This is a genomic window from Rhizobium sp. CAU 1783 (genome assembly GCF_054551725.1).
The window spans coordinates 440,477-456,044 of sequence record NZ_JBTOLM010000003.1; the positions used below are offsets into that span (position 1 = coordinate 440,477).

Genomic DNA, 15,568 nt, shown 5'->3' on the forward strand with positions numbered 1-15,568 from the left:
ATCAGGCGATGGCGACCTCGCGGGGGTCGAAGCCCTCGAAGGTCATCTGGTCCGCATAATTATAGGTATGCGCGCGCATGGTTTCATCCCTGACCGTCCAGGTAATCACCGGAATGCCGCGTGCCTGCTGTGCCGAGACGAAGCTGTTGGGCAGATGCGGCACGCAATAGGAGATGAAGTCCAGGCCGAGCTGCATGGCTTCGTCATGGGCGAAGAACTGCTCCGGCTTGACGCCCTCGGCGGTCAGTCCGACCGGATAGGGGCAACCGAGCTGCTTCAGGTTCCGCAGCAGCCAGAAGTCGAAACTCATCAGCGCCACCTTGCCCTGATAGCCTTCCAGGACTTCAAGGACGGCTTCTGCCAGACCGTCGTCCTGCTCCGCGTCGATGCCCTTCAGCTCGATCACCAGCGGAACCTGTCCCTTCACCAGGGCGAGCATCTTCTTGAGCGTCGGGATCTTGTCGGCCGTGCCGCCGATCGAAAGCAGGCCGAGTTCGGCCGCGGTGCGCTCCCGAACCTCTCCTGCGATGCCGCAGAGACGCTGCAGGTCATGATCATGGAACACCATCGGCACGCTGTCGGCCGAAAGCTGGATGTCGCATTCGATGGCGAAACCCGCGTCGATCGCGCGCTGGAAGGCCGAGAGGGTGTTTTCCCAGACCGTCTTGTTCATGTCGTGATAGCCGCGATGGGCGACCGGCAGATCCTTGATCCAGCTGGCATCGCTCACAGGGCGATCTCCAGGATCGCGTCGATCTCCACCGCAGCGTTGAGCGGCAGGGCCGCCATGCCGACGGCGGCGCGCGCATGCTTGCCGGCCTCGCCGAGCACGCCGGCTATCAGGTTCGAAGCGCCGTTGATGACGAGGTGCTGTTCGACGAAACCCGGTGCCGAGGCGACGAAGCCGTTGAGCTTGATGACGCGCACGATCCGCGAAAGGTCGCCGGCGAGGGCGGACCTGGCCTGCGCGAGAATGTTGATGGCGCAGAGTTCGGCGGCGCGCTGGGCGTCAGCGAGCTGGACGTCGCTGCCAACCAGCCCAGTGACGGCGACCTTGCCGCCTTCGATCGGCAGTTGGCCCGAGAGATAGAGCAGGTTGCCACTGATGACATAGGGGACATAGTTGGCGGCGGGGGCGGCGGCCTCGGGCAGGGTGATTCCCATCGCCTGCAGGCGGCTGTCGATCGTATCGGACATGTGTGTTTCCCAGGTCTGCAAAAAATAGTTGAGAGAATCTCGTGTCGGCGAAAAGCTTGTCTCGCTTTTGCCGGATCTGTTCTTATAACATCGCGGTTCCGTGCAACAGGAGAATGTCGATGTTTCGTTCCAGTCTGGCCGTGGTCGTTTTCGCAGCCGGGGCGTCCCTGACGACCGCAGCGATCGCCAACGCCGCGGCGGCCGGGGGCCTGGTGCCGCACCGTGCGGTCTACGACATCCAGTTGAAACAGGCATCGGAACGGTCCGGCATCGAGGGCATGCGCGGCCGCATGGTCTACGAGTTCAACGGTTCGCAATGTGCGGGCTATACGACGAATTTCCGCTTCGTCACCCGCATCGACACCGGCGAGCAGATCCGCGTCACAGACCAGCAGAGCATGACCTTCGAAGATCTTGCGAGCGGCAAGTTCCGCTTCGAGACCAAGTCGTTCACCGACGACCAGATGGACAAGGACGTGAGCGGGGCTGCGGCTGACGAAAACGGCAAGGTCAAGGTCGAGATCGAGGCCCCGGCGCCGCGTGCCGTCGAGATCGCCGACAGCCGCTTCCCGGCGGAACACATGCTCGAGGTGATCGAGAATGCCCGCAAGGGCAAGAAGTTCTTCGAGGCGCGTATCTTCGACGGGTCTGAAGATGGCGACAAGAGCTATCTGACAACCACCTTCGTCGGGCCGTCGCGCAAGTCGACCGGCACCGATGCCGAGGACAAGTCCGCCGGCGCGATGGCCGGCGCGTCCTACTGGCCGGTTTCGATCGCCTATTATGACGAAAAGGCCGCCGGCGACCTACTGCCGATCTACACGCAGTCGTTCAAGCTCTACGAGAACGGCATCACCCGCGACCTGACGCTCGACTACGGCGACTTCGTCCTGAGCGGCAAGCTGACGAAGCTCGAAGTGCTCGGCACCGGCGACTGCCGGTAACGCCATCGGGTGGGCAGGGGCGAGAAATCGCCCTTTTCCGGCAAATGCCCTTGATTTCCTCAGGAAGTCGCTATAAGGCCAGCACCATTCCACACGCGAGGCTTGGGATCGACCGGGAGAAATCCGGCCGGTTCCGCCGGTGGCATCCTCGAAAGAGGTGCTGTTTGTCTCGCGGGGGTTCAACCGGAAAGGATAACAAGGCATGGCATTGCCCGATTTCTCTATGCGCCAGCTCCTCGAAGCAGGCGTCCACTTCGGCCACCAGACTCACCGCTGGAACCCGAAGATGAAGCCGTACATCTTCGGCGATCGTAACAACATCCACATCATCGACCTGGCCCAGACCGTTCCGATGCTGTCGCGCGCCCTTCAGGTCGTGTCCGACACCGTCGCACGTGGTGGCCGCGTTCTGTTCGTCGGCACCAAGCGTCAGGCGTCTGAACTGATCGCTGATTCGGCCAAGCGTTCGGCCCAGTACTACGTCAACTCCCGCTGGCTCGGCGGCATGATGACCAACTGGAAGACCATCTCGAACTCGATCGCTCGCCTGCGCAAGCTCGACGAGATCCTGAACTCGGAAGCCCAGGGCTATTCGAAGAAGGAACGCCTGAACCTCGAGCGCGAACGCGAAAAGCTGGACAAGGCTCTCGGCGGTATCCGTGACATGGGCGGCACCCCGGACCTGATGTTCATCATCGACACCAACAAGGAAAAGATCGCGATCGACGAAGCCAAGCGCCTCGGCATCCCGGTCGTCGCCATCATCGACTCGAACTGCGATCCGGACCTCATCGACTACCCGATCCCGGGTAACGACGACGCTTCGCGCGCAATTTCGCTCTATTGCGACCTGATCGCTCGCGCTGCCATCGACGGCATCGCTCGCCAGCAGGGTGCTTCCGGTCGTGACCTCGGCGCTTCCGCCGAAGCTCCGATCGAGCCGGCTCTCGAAGAAGAAGCCGGCGCCTGATGGCGCCTCCCGGCGGGATCTAGCGATCCTGCCGGTGTTTCCCGATTGGGATCGGCCGCCCGGAAGCCACGCGCTTTCTGGCGGCCTTGCCCCTTTGAAGATCTGCCTGCGCATCCGCGCGGCAAACTGCAAAGCGGGCCGACCATTTCCGTGATGGCACTGCTTCATCACGCTGTCACATTTCCGGGTACATTTCGTCCCCCAAAACAGGGCGCAGGCCGCACTCAGTTGCATCAGGCTGGCGCACCGATTGAACCGACAAGAGGCACACAATGGCTGAAATCACTGCAGCACTGGTTAAGGAACTGCGCGAGAAGTCCGGCGCAGGCATGATGGATTGCAAGAAGGCGCTCACCGAGAACAACGGTGACATCGAAGCCGCGATCGACTGGCTGCGTGCCAAGGGCATCGCCAAGGCCGACAAGAAGTCGGGCCGTACCGCCGCCGAAGGCCTGATCGGCATTGCCAGCGCCGGCACCAAGGCTGTCGTCGTCGAAGTCAACTCGGAAACCGACTTCGTTGCCCGTAACGACGCCTTCCAGGAACTCGTCCGCGGCGTTGCTTCGGTTGCCCTCACCACCGACGGCTCGGTCGATGCCATCGCTGCCGCCACCTATCCGGCTTCCGGCAAGCCGGTTTCCGACACCATCAAGGACGCAATCGCCCACATCGGCGAAAACATGACCCTCCGCCGCGCAGCGCTGCTGTCGGTCGAGGACGGCGTTGTCGCGACCTACATCCACAACGGTGTTGCTGACGGCCTCGGCAAGCTCGGCGTTCTCGTCGCGCTGAAGTCGACCGGCAACAAGGACGTACTCTCTGCAATCGGCCGCCAGGTCGCCATGCACATCGCAGCGACCAACCCGCTCGCCATCCGCGCCGAAGAAGTCGACGCAGCCGTCGCCGAGCGCGAACGCAACGTCTTCATCGAGCAGTCGCGCGCTTCCGGCAAGCCGGACGCCATCATCGAAAAGATGGTCGAAGGCCGCATGCGCAAGTTCTTCGAAGAAGTCGCCCTGCTGAGCCAGGCCTTCGTCATCAACCCGGACCAGACCGTCGGCGACGCCGTCAAGGCTGCCGAAAAGGAAGCCGGCGCACCGATCGAAGTCACCGGCATGGCACGCCTCCTGCTCGGCGAAGGCATCGAGAAGGAAGAGAGCGATTTCGCTGCCGAAGTCGCTGCTGCCGCCAAGGGCTGATCGCCTTTCCAGTCCACGGACTTGTTAGGGAAAAATCGGGGCATCGCGTGACAACGCGATGCCCTTCGTGTATCCGGCTTCAGACATATCCCGAGGAAAAAGCATGACTTCCAAGCCCATCTACAAGCGCGTCCTTCTCAAAGCCTCCGGCGAAGCCCTGATGGGCAGCCAGGGCTTCGGCATCGACGTCGCCGTCGCCGACCGGATTGCCTCCGACATCGCCGAAGCGCGGGCGATGGGCGTCGAAGTCGGCGTGGTTGTCGGCGGTGGCAACATCTTTCGCGGCGTGGCTGTCGCCTCGAAGGGCGGCGACCGCGTCACCGGCGACCACATGGGCATGCTGGCCACCGTCATCAACGCTCTGGCGCTCGCCACTTCGCTGCGCAAGCTCGATATCGACACGGTCGTCCTGTCGGCGATCGCCATGCCGGAAATCTGCGAGAGCTTCTCGCAGCGCGCCACCCTGCATCATCTCGGGCAGGGCCGCGTCGTGATCTTCGCGGGCGGCACCGGAAATCCGTTCTTCACCACCGATTCCGCCGCCGCACTCCGCGCAGCCGAAATCGGCGCCGAGGCAATCTTCAAGGGTACGCAGGTCGACGGTATCTATTCGGCCGATCCGAAAAAGGATCCGACCGCGACCCGCTTCGACCGCCTGACCCATGGCGAGGTTCTGGAAAAGGGCCTGGCCGTCATGGACGTCGCCGCGGTCGCACTGGCGCGCGAAAATTCCATTCCGATCATCGTCTTCTCGATCCACGAGAAGGGCGGGTTCTGCGAAATTCTTTCAGGCGGTGGCCGCATGACCATCGTCAGTGACAATTGAGGACAAGCGGCCTAGACATTCCGCCGCCAGTCCGGATCAAAGGGAGTTCATCATGAGCGAAGGTATCGACCTCAACGATCTCAAGCGCCGCATGGACGGCGCGATCAACGCGTTCAAGCACGACATCGCGTCGCTGCGCACCGGTCGTGCATCGGCCAACATTCTCGACCCGGTGACGGTCGAGGCCTATGGTTCGCGCATGCCGCTGAACCAGGTCGCCAACGTCACGGTGCCCGAGCCCCGCATGCTCGGTATTTCCGTCTGGGACAAGTCGATGGTCAATGCCGTCGACCGCGCCATTCGCGAGGCCAATCTCGGCCTCAACCCGATCATCGACGGGCAGAACCTGCGCATCCCGCTTCCCGAGTTGAACGAAGAACGCCGCAAGTCGCTGGTCAAGATTGCCCACGAATATGCGGAGAAGGCAAAGGTCGCGATTCGCCACGTTCGCCGCGACGGCATGGACGGCCTTAAAAAGGCCGAGAAGGACGGCGTAATCGGTCAGGACATCAGTCGCGCGACGTCCGACAAGGTGCAAAAGATGACCGATGACACGATTTCCGATGTCGACCGCTTGCTCGTCGAGAAGGAAAAGGAAATCATGCAGGTATAGGACGCGCGTTTCGTTTTGCCCGCCGATGACGCTTTGAACCGGACCGAATATGTCGACAGCTGAAAACCGCGCCGTACCCGAGCATGTTGCGATCATCATGGATGGCAATGGTCGCTGGGCGAATGCGCGAGGCCTGCCGCGAACCTTCGGTCACCGCAAGGGCGTCGAGGCGGTGCGCGAAACGGTGCGTGCTGCCGCGGAGGCCGGCATCGGCTATCTGACGCTGTTCGCCTTTTCCTCGGAAAACTGGCGGCGTCCGGAAGCCGAGATCAACGATCTCTTCGGTCTGCTCAAGTCCTTCATCCGCCGGGACCTCGCGGAATTGCACCGCGAGAATGTGCGCATCCGCATCATCGGCGATCGCGCGAGCCTGCGCGACGACATCCGCTGCCTTCTGGAGGAAGCGGAGGAGACCACCCGCAACAATACGTCGCTGACGGTTGTCATCGCCTTCAACTACGGTGCGCGGGACGAAATCGCCCGCGCGGCGGCGAGCCTCGCCGCCGATGTCGCGGCCGGCCGTCTGCAGCCGTCCGACATCGATGCCCAGAGACTGAACGACCGCCTCGACACGGCTGGCATGCCGGACCCGGACCTGATCATCCGCACCAGCGGGGAGGAGCGGTTGTCCAATTTCCTGCTCTGGCAGGCAGCCTATTCCGAACTGATGTTCGTGCCGGACCTGTGGCCGGATTTCAGTCGTGACGTCTTCTTTGCGGCCCTCGCGCGCTTCCGTGCGCGAGACCGGCGATTTGGCGGACTGTCGTCCGCCAAGGCCGCGGCGAACGGCGCTTAAGGCGGGATTATGAGCCGGGAACTCACGCTTCGTATTTATTCCGCCATCGTCATGGTCGCCGTCGTCCTGGCGGCGACCTGGCTCGGTGGCATGGCCTTCCGCATCCTTGCCGGCGGCATCGGCCTGCTCGTCTATTACGAGTGGTCGACGATGACGCGGCTGGCCGAAAAGAGCATCCGCGGTCATGCCTTCGGGTGGGTCTCGATGGTGGCGATCGTCGCCAACCTGCTGTTCGGTTCGCCGGACATGACGGTTCCGCTCTTCGCCGGTCTGGTGCTGACGGCGGTACTCCCGGCGCTTGCCGGGCGCTGGAGCTGGTGGCAGCCGAGCGGCATCTTCTATTCGGGCCTCAGCGCCATTTCTCTCGCTGCCATCCGGGGCGAGGATCAGCTTGGCTTTGCCGCCATGCTGTTCGTCTTCGCAGTCGTTTGGGCGACGGACATCCTCGCTTATTTCGTCGGCCGCGCGATCGGCGGGCCGAAGCTCGCACCGCGCATCTCGCCCGGCAAGACCTGGTCCGGAGCGATCGGCGGGACGATCGCCGGTGTGCTGGGCGGTGTCGGCGTGTCGCTGTGCTATTTTCAGACGGTCGATCTCTGGGTGCCGTTCGTCGCCTTCTTCCTTTCGGTCGCGGGCCAGATCGGTGACCTGTTCGAATCCTTCATCAAGCGCCGTTTCGGCGTCAAGGATTCCAGCCATCTGATCCCCGGCCACGGCGGGGTGATGGACCGTGTCGATGCCCTGGTATTTGCCTGTTTCGCCGCATTCTTTCTTGCGGTAGGTTTCTCCGCTGTCGGCATGGGGGCTGTCGACTCTCTCGGCGCCTTCCTTTTCGGTTTCTAGGACCGCTTGGCGCCCCTCTATAGGATCGGACGATGGATAACGTGACCGCCTTCTTCGGATTTCTGGCCGGCTATATCCTGCCCTACGTGGTGGTGCTTTCGCTGCTCGTTTTCGTGCATGAGCTCGGCCACTATCTCGCCGGCCGGCTTTCGGGGATCCGCGTGCTTGCCTTTTCCGTCGGATTCGGCCCCGAGTTGATCGGCTTCACCGATGCCCATGGCACGCGCTGGAAGATTTCGGCGATCCCGCTCGGTGGCTATGTTCGCTTCTTCGGCGATGCTGATGCCTCGAGCCTGGCCGACGGCAATGAGCTTGCCGAGCTGTCGCTGGCTGAACGGGCGCAGACGCTCGCCGGCGCCAAGCTGTGGAAGCGCGCCGTCACCGTGGCAGCCGGACCGATCGCCAACTTCCTGCTCGCCATCGTCATCTTCGCCGTGCTGTTCGGCACGCAGGGCAAGCCGGTTGCCGATCCGGTCGTCGCAGAGGTCAAAGCCGGAAGTGCCGCGGAAATCGCCGGCGTTCGGGCGGGTGACGTGCTCGTCGCGCTCGATGGCTCGCGGGTCGAGACCTTCGATGACGTGGTGCGTTACATCAGCATGCGGCCGGAAATACCGGTCGTTGTCACCGTGCGTCGCGACGGCAGCGAGGTCGGCCTCGACATGGTGCCGCGCCGTGTCGTGACCACCGACCGTTTTGGCAACGAGATGGAAGTTGGCCAGATCGGCATCGTGACCAACCAGCAGAGCGGCAATTTCCGCATCGTCGAGCTGACGCCGCTCCAGGCCGTGGGCGAGGGAGCACGCCAGACCTGGCATATCGTCACCGGGACCTTTGACTATCTGTCGAACATGGTGGCCGGCCGGATGAATGCCGACCAGCTGGGCGGACCCGTCCGCGTGGTGCAGGCCTCAGGCCAAATGGCGACGCTCGGCGTTGTGGCGCTCCTCAATCTTGCGGCCGTTCTCTCCGTTTCCCTGGGGCTTCTCAATTTGATGCCAGTTCCGGTCCTTGACGGCGGCCATCTGGTCCTCTACGCGCTTGAGGCAGTGCGTGGGAAGCCGGTCGGGCAGACCGCGCAGGAGATCGCTTTTCGGATCGGGCTCGCCATGATCCTTTCGCTGATGGTGTTCGCGACTTGGAACGACATCAGCCGGTTAATAGGTTGAGCCCCGGGTTGATAACCCGGGAAGGATTTGTTTACGATGTTTCAAACTCATAGTGGCGATTGGGCCACTCCTGCAAATGAAGTAAATAGAAATTAACGTCCGCCCTTGCTTGTAGGGTAAAACCCGTTAAAACCACACACGGGTCGGAGTCGGGGACGACTGCGGGGCAATGGAAGAAGGTTGAGAATACACATGAAGGCTGGTTCAAGATTTTTGAACGCGGTGTCGGCGGTCGCGCTGTCTGCTGGTGTTGTTTCTTCGGGCGCAGGCGTTGCTGTTCTCGCATCGGCCGCAGTCGCCGAAGCTGCTGTGATCCAACGCATCGACGTTCGCGGTGCCCAGCGTGTGGGTGTTGAGGCGGTTCGCTCCAACATCACCATCAAGCCCGGCCAGAGCTTCTCCAATGCCGACATCGATGAATCGGTCAAGCGTCTCTACGCGACCGGCTTCTTCTCGGATGTCCGTATCTCCGTTTCGGGCGGCACGCTGGTCGTCAGCGTTTCGGAAAACCAGCTCGTGAACCAGGTTGTCTTCAACGGCAACCGCAAGATAAAGGACGACAAGCTCGTCGGCGCCGTCCAGACCCAGGCCATGGGTCCGTATAGCGAAAGCCTTGTTGCAGCCGATATCGAGCGCATCAAGGAAGCCTATGCTGCCATCGGTCGCAGTGACATCGAGGTCACGACGCAGGTCGTTCCGGTCGCCGAGGGTCGCGTCAACCTCGCTTTCGTCATCAACGAAGGCGAGCGCACGAAGATCGACCAGATCAATTTCGTCGGCAACAATGCCTACAGCGACAGCCGTCTGGCCGCCGTCATCCAGACGAAGCGTTCGAACATGCTGTCGTTCCTGACTCGCAAGGACGTCTACAACGAGGACAAGCTGCGCGCTGACGAAGAAGCGCTGCGCCAGTTCTACTACAATCACGGCTACGCCGACTTCCGCATCGTCTCTTCGGATGTGGCGATGAACGACGCCGGCAATGAATACACGATCAACATCACGGTTGACGAAGGCGAGCGCTACAAGTTCGGCGCGGTTTCCGTTGAATCGACCGTCGAAGGTATCGATGGCAAGGAGCTTGAGCGCCTGCTCGAATCCCGTACCGGAAATACCTACAGCGCTCGTGACGTGCAGAAGTCGATGGAAGCGATTTCCCGCCGCGTTTCGTCGGGTGGCTATCCCTTCGCCCGCGTCGTTCCGCGCGGCGACCGCAACTTCGAAAACAACACGATCGGCGTGACCTACCTGGTCGACCAGGGCGAGCGCGCCTATGTCGAGCGCATCGAGATCCGTGGCAACACCCGTACCCGCGACTACGTCATCCGTCGCGAATTCGACATTTCCGAAGGCGATGCCTTCAACCAGGAAGTCGTTTCGCGCGCCAAGCGTCGCCTCGAGGCTCTGGGTTACTTCACCACGGTCAATATCTCGACTGCCCCGGGCAGTGCGTCCGACCGCGTCGTCCTGATTGTCGATGTCGAGGACCAGCCGACCGGTTCGTTCGGCATCGGTGCCGGCTACTCGGTTGGTGGCGACGGCCTCGTCGTCGAAGCTTCGGTCGAAGAAAAGAACTTCCTCGGTCGTGGCCAGTTCATCCGTGTTGCTGCCGGTGGCGGCCTGGAAGACAGCCGTACCTATAACTTCTCCTTCACGGAGCCGTATTTCCTCGGTTACCGCATTGCCGCCGGTTTCGATCTGTTCAAGAACCAGACCAGCAGCAACAGCGATTACGACTATCAAGAACAGGGCGGCACGCTCCGCTTTACGGCGCCGATCACCGAGGATCTGGCGACGACCGTTCGCTACACCTACAAGGAACTGAAGTACACCAACGATGGTGCCTATGGTGCCAATGGTGTTGCTGGTGGTGGCGACGACACGCTTTCCCAGCCGTATATCGACATGATCAGCGGTAGCCCGTGGAAGCAGTCGATCATCGGTCATTCGCTGGTTTACAACACGCTGGACGATCGCACGATGCCGCGTGACGGCATCTATGCTTCCTTCACCCAGGAATATGCCGGCATCGGCGGCGATTCCGAGTTCTACAAGGTGTATGGCAAGTTCCGTTACTTCCACACCCTGTCGGATGAAATGGACATCATTGGTTCGGTCGCGGCCAGCGCCGGTCATGTCGTGTCGACGGGTGACTCGCTCAACGTCTTCGACCAGTTCCAGATCGGCGGCAAGGATCTTCGCGGCTTCGACACCAACGGTATCGGTCCGCGCTTGAACGGCGATCCGCTGGGCGGCACGACCTACATGACGGTTTCCGCGGAAGCCAGCTTCCCGCTGCCGCTCTTCCCGCAGGATCTCAACATCCGCGGTGCGGTCTTTGCTGACGCCGGCACGCTCTACGGCAACGAAGTTGCCAATAGCGCGGGTGCTCTCGGAACTGACATGACCTGGCGTTCGTCGGTTGGTGCCGGTATCGTCTGGCTGTCGCCGTTCGGTCCGCTGCGCTTTGACTATGCTGTTCCGGTTGCCAAGGAATCGTATGACGAAGTTCAGAACTTCCGCTTCAGCATGGCGAACCAGTTCTAAGATCTGCAGTCCAGAGCTGCTCGTTTAGTCACGTTCTGGAGCTTTGGCTGATGGAGCATAACCACTTCTTTCCGCCCCGTGACGGGGTCTCCTTGGCGTCGCTTGCGGCGCAAATCGGGGCGGAACTTCTGGATGCGAGCGTGGGCGAGCGGGTTATCCGCTCGGTCGCGCCGGTCTACCGGGCCAAGCAGGGCGAGATCTGCTATATCCTGTCCCGGCGCAGCAAGGACGAGCTGAAGACCTGTGAGGCTTCCGCCATTGTCTGCGACAAGGCCCTGAAATCCCTCATCCCTGATCATATCCCGGTCCTGCTGGCGGCGTCGCCCGCGACTGCGTTTGCCCTTGCGGGGCAGCTCCTGTTTCCGAAGGCGATGCAGCCTGTTTCGGTTTCGCCCACCCTGTCTGGCGTTTCTCCTGCCGCCTATGTCGATCCGACGGCGCGGCTTGAGGCGGGCGTGCTGGTCGAGCCGATGGCCGTGATCGGCGCAGGCGTCGAGATCGGCGAGGGAAGCCGGATCTGCGCGGGGGCGGTGATCGGCGAGGGCGTCAAGATCGGCCGTGGCTGCACCATTTCCGCCGGCGCGACGCTTCAGTCGGCGCTCGTCGGCAACAATGTCATCATTCACAACGGTGCCCGCATCGGCCAGGACGGCTTCGGCTATGCGCCAGGTCCGCGCGGCATGCTGAAGATCGTCCAGATCGGGCGCGTCATCATCCAGGACCACGTGGAGATCGGCGCCAACACGACGATCGATCGCGGGACCATGGACGACACGGTCATCGGCGAGGGCACGAAGATCGACAACCTGGTCCAGATCGGGCACAACGTGCGGATCGGCCGCCATTGTGGCATCGTCAGCCAGGTCGGTATCGCCGGAAGCACCAAGGTCGGTGACGGCGTTATGATCGGCGGCGCGGTCGGGGTGAATGGCCACATTACGATTGGCGACGGCGCCCAGATTGCCGCCATGAGCGGCGTCCTGTCGGACGTCCCGCCGGGCGAGCGTTACGGCGGCGTTCCGGCCCGCCCGATGAAGGACTTCCTCAAAGATGTCGCGGCCGCGCTGAGCCAGTCTGAGAGTCGCAAGCAGAAGGGTGGAAAGAATGACTGATCAGGTCAAGAGTGAGCTGGGATCAGCCGATATTCTCGAAATCATGAAGTTCCTGCCGCATCGTTATCCGTTCCTTCTGGTGGACCGGATCGTTGAGATCGACGGAGACAATTCCGCTATCGGCATCAAGAACTGCACGGCCAACGAGCCGCATTTCACCGGTCATTTCCCGGAGTCACCGATCATGCCCGGTGTTCTGCTGATCGAAGGTATGGCCCAGACCGCTGGCGCCATCTGCGCCCGCAACCAGGGGCAGGGCGGCAATCTCGTCTACTTCATGACGATCGACAACGCTCGCTTCCGCAAGCCGGTCGTTCCCGGCGACCGCGTCGAGTATCACGTGGTCAAGCAGAAGCAGCGCGGCAATATCTGGAAGTTCCATTGCGACGCCAAGGTCGACGGTTCGCTGGTCGCCGAGGCCGACATCGGCGCGATGATCATGCGCAAGGAAGACAAATGAGCAAGATTGCCGCTTCCGCCGTGATCCATCCCATGGCCGTCATCGATGACGGCGCGGTTATCGGCGAGAACGTCAGCATCGGACCGTTTTGCCGCGTCGGACCCCGCGTTACGCTGAAAGACGGTGTCGAACTCCTTTCGAATGCCGTAGTGACGGGTCTCACGGAGATCGGCCCCGGCACCAAGATCCACCCCATGGCGGTGATTGGTGGCGTCTCGCAGAGCCTTCATGAGGCGGGCGAGGAGTCCTGCCTCGTGGTTGGTGCGAACTGCACAATTCGCGAAGGCGTGACGATGAACTGCGGCACCGTGGGCGGTGGCGGCATCACGCGTGTCGGCGACAACTGCCTGTTCCTCGCCAATTCGCATGTGGCGCACGACTGCATTCTCGGCAACAACATCATCCTGTCCAACAATGTGATGCTGGCCGGCCATGTGCGGGTAGGCGATCACGTCATCCTGAGTGGCGGCTGCGCGGTGCACCAGTTCACCCGCATCGGGCGTCAGGCCTTCATCGGTGGTCTGTCCGCCGTGAGCTATGACGTCATTCCTTACGGCATGCTCAACGGCAATCCGGGCGTGCTGGGCGGCCTGAACGTGGTCGGCATGACCCGCGCGGGAATCGAGCGCTCGGTGATCCATCAGGTTCGCCGCGCCTTCAAGCAAATCTTCGAGGGCGAGGCTTCGGCGCGTGTGAACGCCGCGGCCATCCGCGACGAGTATCTGGACTGCCCGCAGGTCCTGGAAATTCTCGATTTCATCGCGGCCGAAAGCGACCGCGCGCTGTCGTCGCCGTTCCGCGGCAAGAGCTGACCGCCATGGTGCCGACCGGGGCAGGTGGCGGTCGTCTGGCGATCATTGCCGGCAGCGGCAGGTTGCCGCTCTTCCTGGCGGAGGCGGCCCGTTCGGCCGGCGAAGATCCATTCATCCTGCGTCTGAAGAACGAGGCTGACCCGATCTGGGACGGTTTCGAATCCGCAGTCATCGGCGTCGGCGATATGGCTGGGCTGTCGGCCCTTTTCCAGAAACACCGCATCGATCGCGTCGTTATGTCCGGGGCGGTCAAGAAGCGGCCCGCTTTCAACGAGATCCACGTCAACTGGAAGTCGATCCTAAAGCTGCCGATGGCGGTGCGCACGCTGCTCGCCGGCGGTGACGACACCGTTTTGAAAATGGTGATTTCGCTCATCGAGGCGCAGGGTTGCCATGTCATCGGAGCCCACGAGATCCTGCCCAATCTGTTGGCGACCACCGGCCCGATGGGCGCGATCGAGCCGTCTGCGGATGACTGGCGGGATATCGAACGGGCAGCGGATGCCGCAGAGACCCTTGGCCGCCTCGATGTCGGGCAGGGCGCGGTCTGCGTCGGCGGCCGGATCGTCGCGCTCGAAGGGGTCGAGGGAACCGATGCCATGCTCGGCCGCGTCGCGGGTCTCAGGGCCGAGGGGCGGATTTCCGCGCGCCGCAAGGGCGTACTGGTGAAGCTTTGCAAGCCGCAGCAGGACGTTCGGGCCGACCTGCCGTCCATCGGCCGCTCCACGGTCGAGAACGCCAGGCGCGCAGGCCTTGCGGGAGTTGCGGTCGAGGCCGGTCGTGCCTTGGTGATCGAGCGGGACGAAATGGTCAAGGCGGCAAACGAGGCGGGGCTCTTCGTGATCGGCATCGATCGCGGCCTGCCGGGAGGGCGCTCATGAGCGCGAGGCCGTTGAAGATCGCCGTGATTGCTGGTGAGGTCTCCGGGGACCTTTTGGGTGGTGACCTGATCGTGGCGCTCAAGGGGCTCTACGACGGCCCCGTCGAACTGGTCGGCGTCGGCGGGGAGGCGCTGGAGCGCCAGGGCCTGCGCTCGCTCTTCGATTTCTCCGAGCTCTCTGTCATGGGGTTGACCCAGGTGCTGTCGCGCCTGCCGCGCTTCATTCGTCTGATTGGTCGGACGGCGGCAGCGATCGTCGAAGCGAAGCCCGATCTGCTCCTCATCATCGACAGTCCGGACTTCACCCATCGCGTGGCGAAGAAGGTGCGCAAGGCGCTACCCGACCTTCCGGTGATCGACTATGTCTGCCCGAGCGTCTGGGCCTGGAAGGAGTACCGCGCCAAGGCGATGCTTTCCTATGTCGACGCGGTTCTGGCGGTCCTGCCCTTCGAGCCGAAGGTGATGCGTGATCTCGGCGGCCCTGCGACCCATTTCGTCGGCCATCGTCTGGCCTCGCATGCCAAGATCATCGAGACCCGTCGTCGGCGTATCGAGCGAGGCGTCCCCGCGACCGGTGCGCCGCGCACCCTCCTGCTGCTACCCGGTTCAAGGGGGGCGGAAATCTCGGCCCTTCTGCCGATCTTCGGCGAGGCGATGAAGGAATTCGTCGCGCGCAACGGTGCGACGCGCTTCCTTCTCCCGACCGTCCCGCGGCAGGAGGCCCGCGTCCGCGAGATGATCGCGGGTTGGGATCTCAAGCCCGAGGTACTGATCGGCGAAGAGGCGAAGTGGCAGGCCTTTGCGGAGGCGGACGCAGCGATCGCCGCATCCGGCACTGTCATCCTCGAACTGGCGCTCGCCACGGTCCCGGTGGTCTCGACCTACAAGACCGACTGGCTGATGACGATGATTGCTCATCGCATCAAGACCTGGACAGGGGCTCTGCCCAATCTGATCGCCGACTATCCGATCGTGCCGGAATATCTCAACGACTATGTTCGCCCGGGCAACCTCCTGCGCATGGCCGAGCGCCTGTCGTCGGACACGCTGCAGCGCCGGGCCATGCTGGAAGGCTACGAGCTCGTCTGGCAACGCCTGCAGACCGAGCGCCCGGCAGGAGAGAAGGGCGCTTCGATCCTTCTTGGCCTGCTGCGCGAAAAGGGCCGGCTCTAGGGCAATGTAGAATCGGAAATGCTCTGGACC

Annotated in this window: 16 protein-coding genes; 14 read left to right on the forward strand and 2 right to left on the reverse strand. The window is 62.6% G+C overall.

Features of this window, described 5'->3' with window-relative positions:
• Window position 1 precedes the first annotated feature (1 nt).
• Window positions 2-730: a glycerophosphodiester phosphodiesterase gene (locus ACX93L_RS15935; RefSeq protein WP_459405726.1), complete on the reverse strand. Its 729-nt coding sequence runs from the start codon at window positions 728-730 to the stop codon at window positions 2-4.
• Complete coding sequence (locus ACX93L_RS15940; protein ID WP_459405727.1) at window positions 727-1,197, reverse strand: RidA family protein; 471 nt, start codon at window positions 1,195-1,197, stop codon at window positions 727-729. Before ACX93L_RS15940 ends, ACX93L_RS15935 begins: the two co-directional genes overlap by 4 nt.
• Before the next feature lie 119 nt (window positions 1,198-1,316).
• Between ACX93L_RS15940 and ACX93L_RS15945 the strand changes: the two genes are divergently transcribed.
• From ACX93L_RS15945 to lpxB, 14 genes are all read left to right on the forward strand, one after another.
• Window positions 1,317-2,141 (forward strand): cell envelope integrity EipB family protein, encoded by an 825-nt coding sequence (locus ACX93L_RS15945; RefSeq protein ID WP_459405728.1) that lies wholly within the window; start codon window positions 1,317-1,319, stop codon window positions 2,139-2,141.
• A 202-nt stretch (window positions 2,142-2,343) separates the two neighbouring features.
• Window positions 2,344-3,111 carry a 30S ribosomal protein S2 gene (gene rpsB, locus ACX93L_RS15950; protein ID WP_169588353.1) on the forward strand — a complete coding sequence of 256 codons (768 nt, stop codon included), beginning with the start codon at window positions 2,344-2,346 and terminating at the stop codon, window positions 3,109-3,111.
• Between the two features lie 272 nt (window positions 3,112-3,383).
• Window positions 3,384-4,310 (forward strand): translation elongation factor Ts, encoded by a 927-nt coding sequence (tsf, locus tag ACX93L_RS15955; RefSeq protein WP_459405729.1) that lies wholly within the window; start codon window positions 3,384-3,386, stop codon window positions 4,308-4,310.
• A gap of 103 nt (window positions 4,311-4,413) precedes the next feature.
• The gene (gene pyrH / locus ACX93L_RS15960; RefSeq protein WP_169588349.1) at window positions 4,414-5,136 is read left to right on the forward strand and encodes a UMP kinase; all 723 of its coding nucleotides are present in this window, start codon (window positions 4,414-4,416) and stop codon (window positions 5,134-5,136) included.
• A gap of 52 nt (window positions 5,137-5,188) precedes the next feature.
• Complete coding sequence (gene frr, locus ACX93L_RS15965; RefSeq protein WP_459405730.1) at window positions 5,189-5,749, forward strand: ribosome recycling factor; 561 nt, start codon at window positions 5,189-5,191, stop codon at window positions 5,747-5,749.
• Between the two features lie 49 nt (window positions 5,750-5,798).
• The gene (locus ACX93L_RS15970) at window positions 5,799-6,545 is read left to right on the forward strand and encodes an isoprenyl transferase (RefSeq protein ID WP_459405731.1); all 747 of its coding nucleotides are present in this window, start codon (window positions 5,799-5,801) and stop codon (window positions 6,543-6,545) included.
• 9 nt (window positions 6,546-6,554) lie between these two features.
• A complete protein-coding gene (locus ACX93L_RS15975) occupies window positions 6,555-7,388 on the forward strand; it encodes a phosphatidate cytidylyltransferase (RefSeq protein ID WP_459405732.1) in 834 nt (277 codons plus the stop codon).
• Window positions 7,389-7,420: 32 nt separating this feature from the next.
• Complete coding sequence (gene rseP, locus ACX93L_RS15980) at window positions 7,421-8,554, forward strand: RIP metalloprotease RseP (RefSeq protein ID WP_459405733.1); 1,134 nt, start codon at window positions 7,421-7,423, stop codon at window positions 8,552-8,554.
• Window positions 8,555-8,746: 192 nt separating this feature from the next.
• Entirely contained in the window at window positions 8,747-11,101 is a 2,355-nt protein-coding gene (bamA, locus tag ACX93L_RS15985) for an outer membrane protein assembly factor BamA (RefSeq protein ID WP_459405734.1), read from the forward strand.
• A 50-nt stretch (window positions 11,102-11,151) separates the two neighbouring features.
• A complete protein-coding gene (gene lpxD / locus ACX93L_RS15990) occupies window positions 11,152-12,213 on the forward strand; it encodes a UDP-3-O-(3-hydroxymyristoyl)glucosamine N-acyltransferase (RefSeq protein WP_459405735.1) in 1,062 nt (353 codons plus the stop codon).
• The gene (gene fabZ, locus ACX93L_RS15995; protein ID WP_459405736.1) at window positions 12,206-12,673 is read left to right on the forward strand and encodes a 3-hydroxyacyl-ACP dehydratase FabZ; all 468 of its coding nucleotides are present in this window, start codon (window positions 12,206-12,208) and stop codon (window positions 12,671-12,673) included. Before lpxD ends, fabZ begins: the two co-directional genes overlap by 8 nt.
• Window positions 12,670-13,485, forward strand: coding sequence for an acyl-ACP--UDP-N-acetylglucosamine O-acyltransferase (lpxA, locus tag ACX93L_RS16000; protein ID WP_459405737.1), 816 nt, complete (start codon window positions 12,670-12,672; stop codon window positions 13,483-13,485). Before fabZ ends, lpxA begins: the two co-directional genes overlap by 4 nt.
• Before the next feature lie 5 nt (window positions 13,486-13,490).
• Window positions 13,491-14,366, forward strand: coding sequence for an LpxI family protein (locus ACX93L_RS16005; protein WP_459405738.1), 876 nt, complete (start codon window positions 13,491-13,493; stop codon window positions 14,364-14,366).
• A complete protein-coding gene (lpxB, locus tag ACX93L_RS16010) occupies window positions 14,363-15,538 on the forward strand; it encodes a lipid-A-disaccharide synthase (RefSeq protein WP_459405739.1) in 1,176 nt (391 codons plus the stop codon). Before ACX93L_RS16005 ends, lpxB begins: the two co-directional genes overlap by 4 nt.
• Window positions 15,539-15,568 lie beyond the last annotated feature (30 nt).

What these genes read in the sequence shown, in the direction of transcription:
- ACX93L_RS15940 (WP_459405727.1), bottom strand. Translation starts at nt 1,197, where the DNA reads ATGTCCGATACGATCGACAGCCGCCTGCAGGCGATGGGAATCACCCTG.
- ACX93L_RS15945 (WP_459405728.1), top strand. Translation starts at nt 1,317, where the DNA reads ATGTTTCGTTCCAGTCTGGCCGTGGTCGTTTTCGCAGCCGGGGCGTCC.
- rpsB (WP_169588353.1), top strand. Translation starts at nt 2,344, where the DNA reads ATGGCATTGCCCGATTTCTCTATGCGCCAGCTCCTCGAAGCAGGCGTC.
- tsf (WP_459405729.1), top strand. Translation starts at nt 3,384, where the DNA reads ATGGCTGAAATCACTGCAGCACTGGTTAAGGAACTGCGCGAGAAGTCC.
- pyrH (WP_169588349.1), top strand. Translation starts at nt 4,414, where the DNA reads ATGACTTCCAAGCCCATCTACAAGCGCGTCCTTCTCAAAGCCTCCGGC.
- frr (WP_459405730.1), top strand. Translation starts at nt 5,189, where the DNA reads ATGAGCGAAGGTATCGACCTCAACGATCTCAAGCGCCGCATGGACGGC.
- ACX93L_RS15970 (WP_459405731.1), top strand. Translation starts at nt 5,799, where the DNA reads ATGTCGACAGCTGAAAACCGCGCCGTACCCGAGCATGTTGCGATCATC.
- ACX93L_RS15975 (WP_459405732.1), top strand. Translation starts at nt 6,555, where the DNA reads ATGAGCCGGGAACTCACGCTTCGTATTTATTCCGCCATCGTCATGGTC.
- rseP (WP_459405733.1), top strand. Translation starts at nt 7,421, where the DNA reads ATGGATAACGTGACCGCCTTCTTCGGATTTCTGGCCGGCTATATCCTG.
- bamA (WP_459405734.1), top strand. Translation starts at nt 8,747, where the DNA reads ATGAAGGCTGGTTCAAGATTTTTGAACGCGGTGTCGGCGGTCGCGCTG.
- lpxD (WP_459405735.1), top strand. Translation starts at nt 11,152, where the DNA reads ATGGAGCATAACCACTTCTTTCCGCCCCGTGACGGGGTCTCCTTGGCG.
- fabZ (WP_459405736.1), top strand. Translation starts at nt 12,206, where the DNA reads ATGACTGATCAGGTCAAGAGTGAGCTGGGATCAGCCGATATTCTCGAA.
- lpxA (WP_459405737.1), top strand. Translation starts at nt 12,670, where the DNA reads ATGAGCAAGATTGCCGCTTCCGCCGTGATCCATCCCATGGCCGTCATC.
- ACX93L_RS16005 (WP_459405738.1), top strand. Translation starts at nt 13,491, where the DNA reads ATGGTGCCGACCGGGGCAGGTGGCGGTCGTCTGGCGATCATTGCCGGC.
- lpxB (WP_459405739.1), top strand. Translation starts at nt 14,363, where the DNA reads ATGAGCGCGAGGCCGTTGAAGATCGCCGTGATTGCTGGTGAGGTCTCC.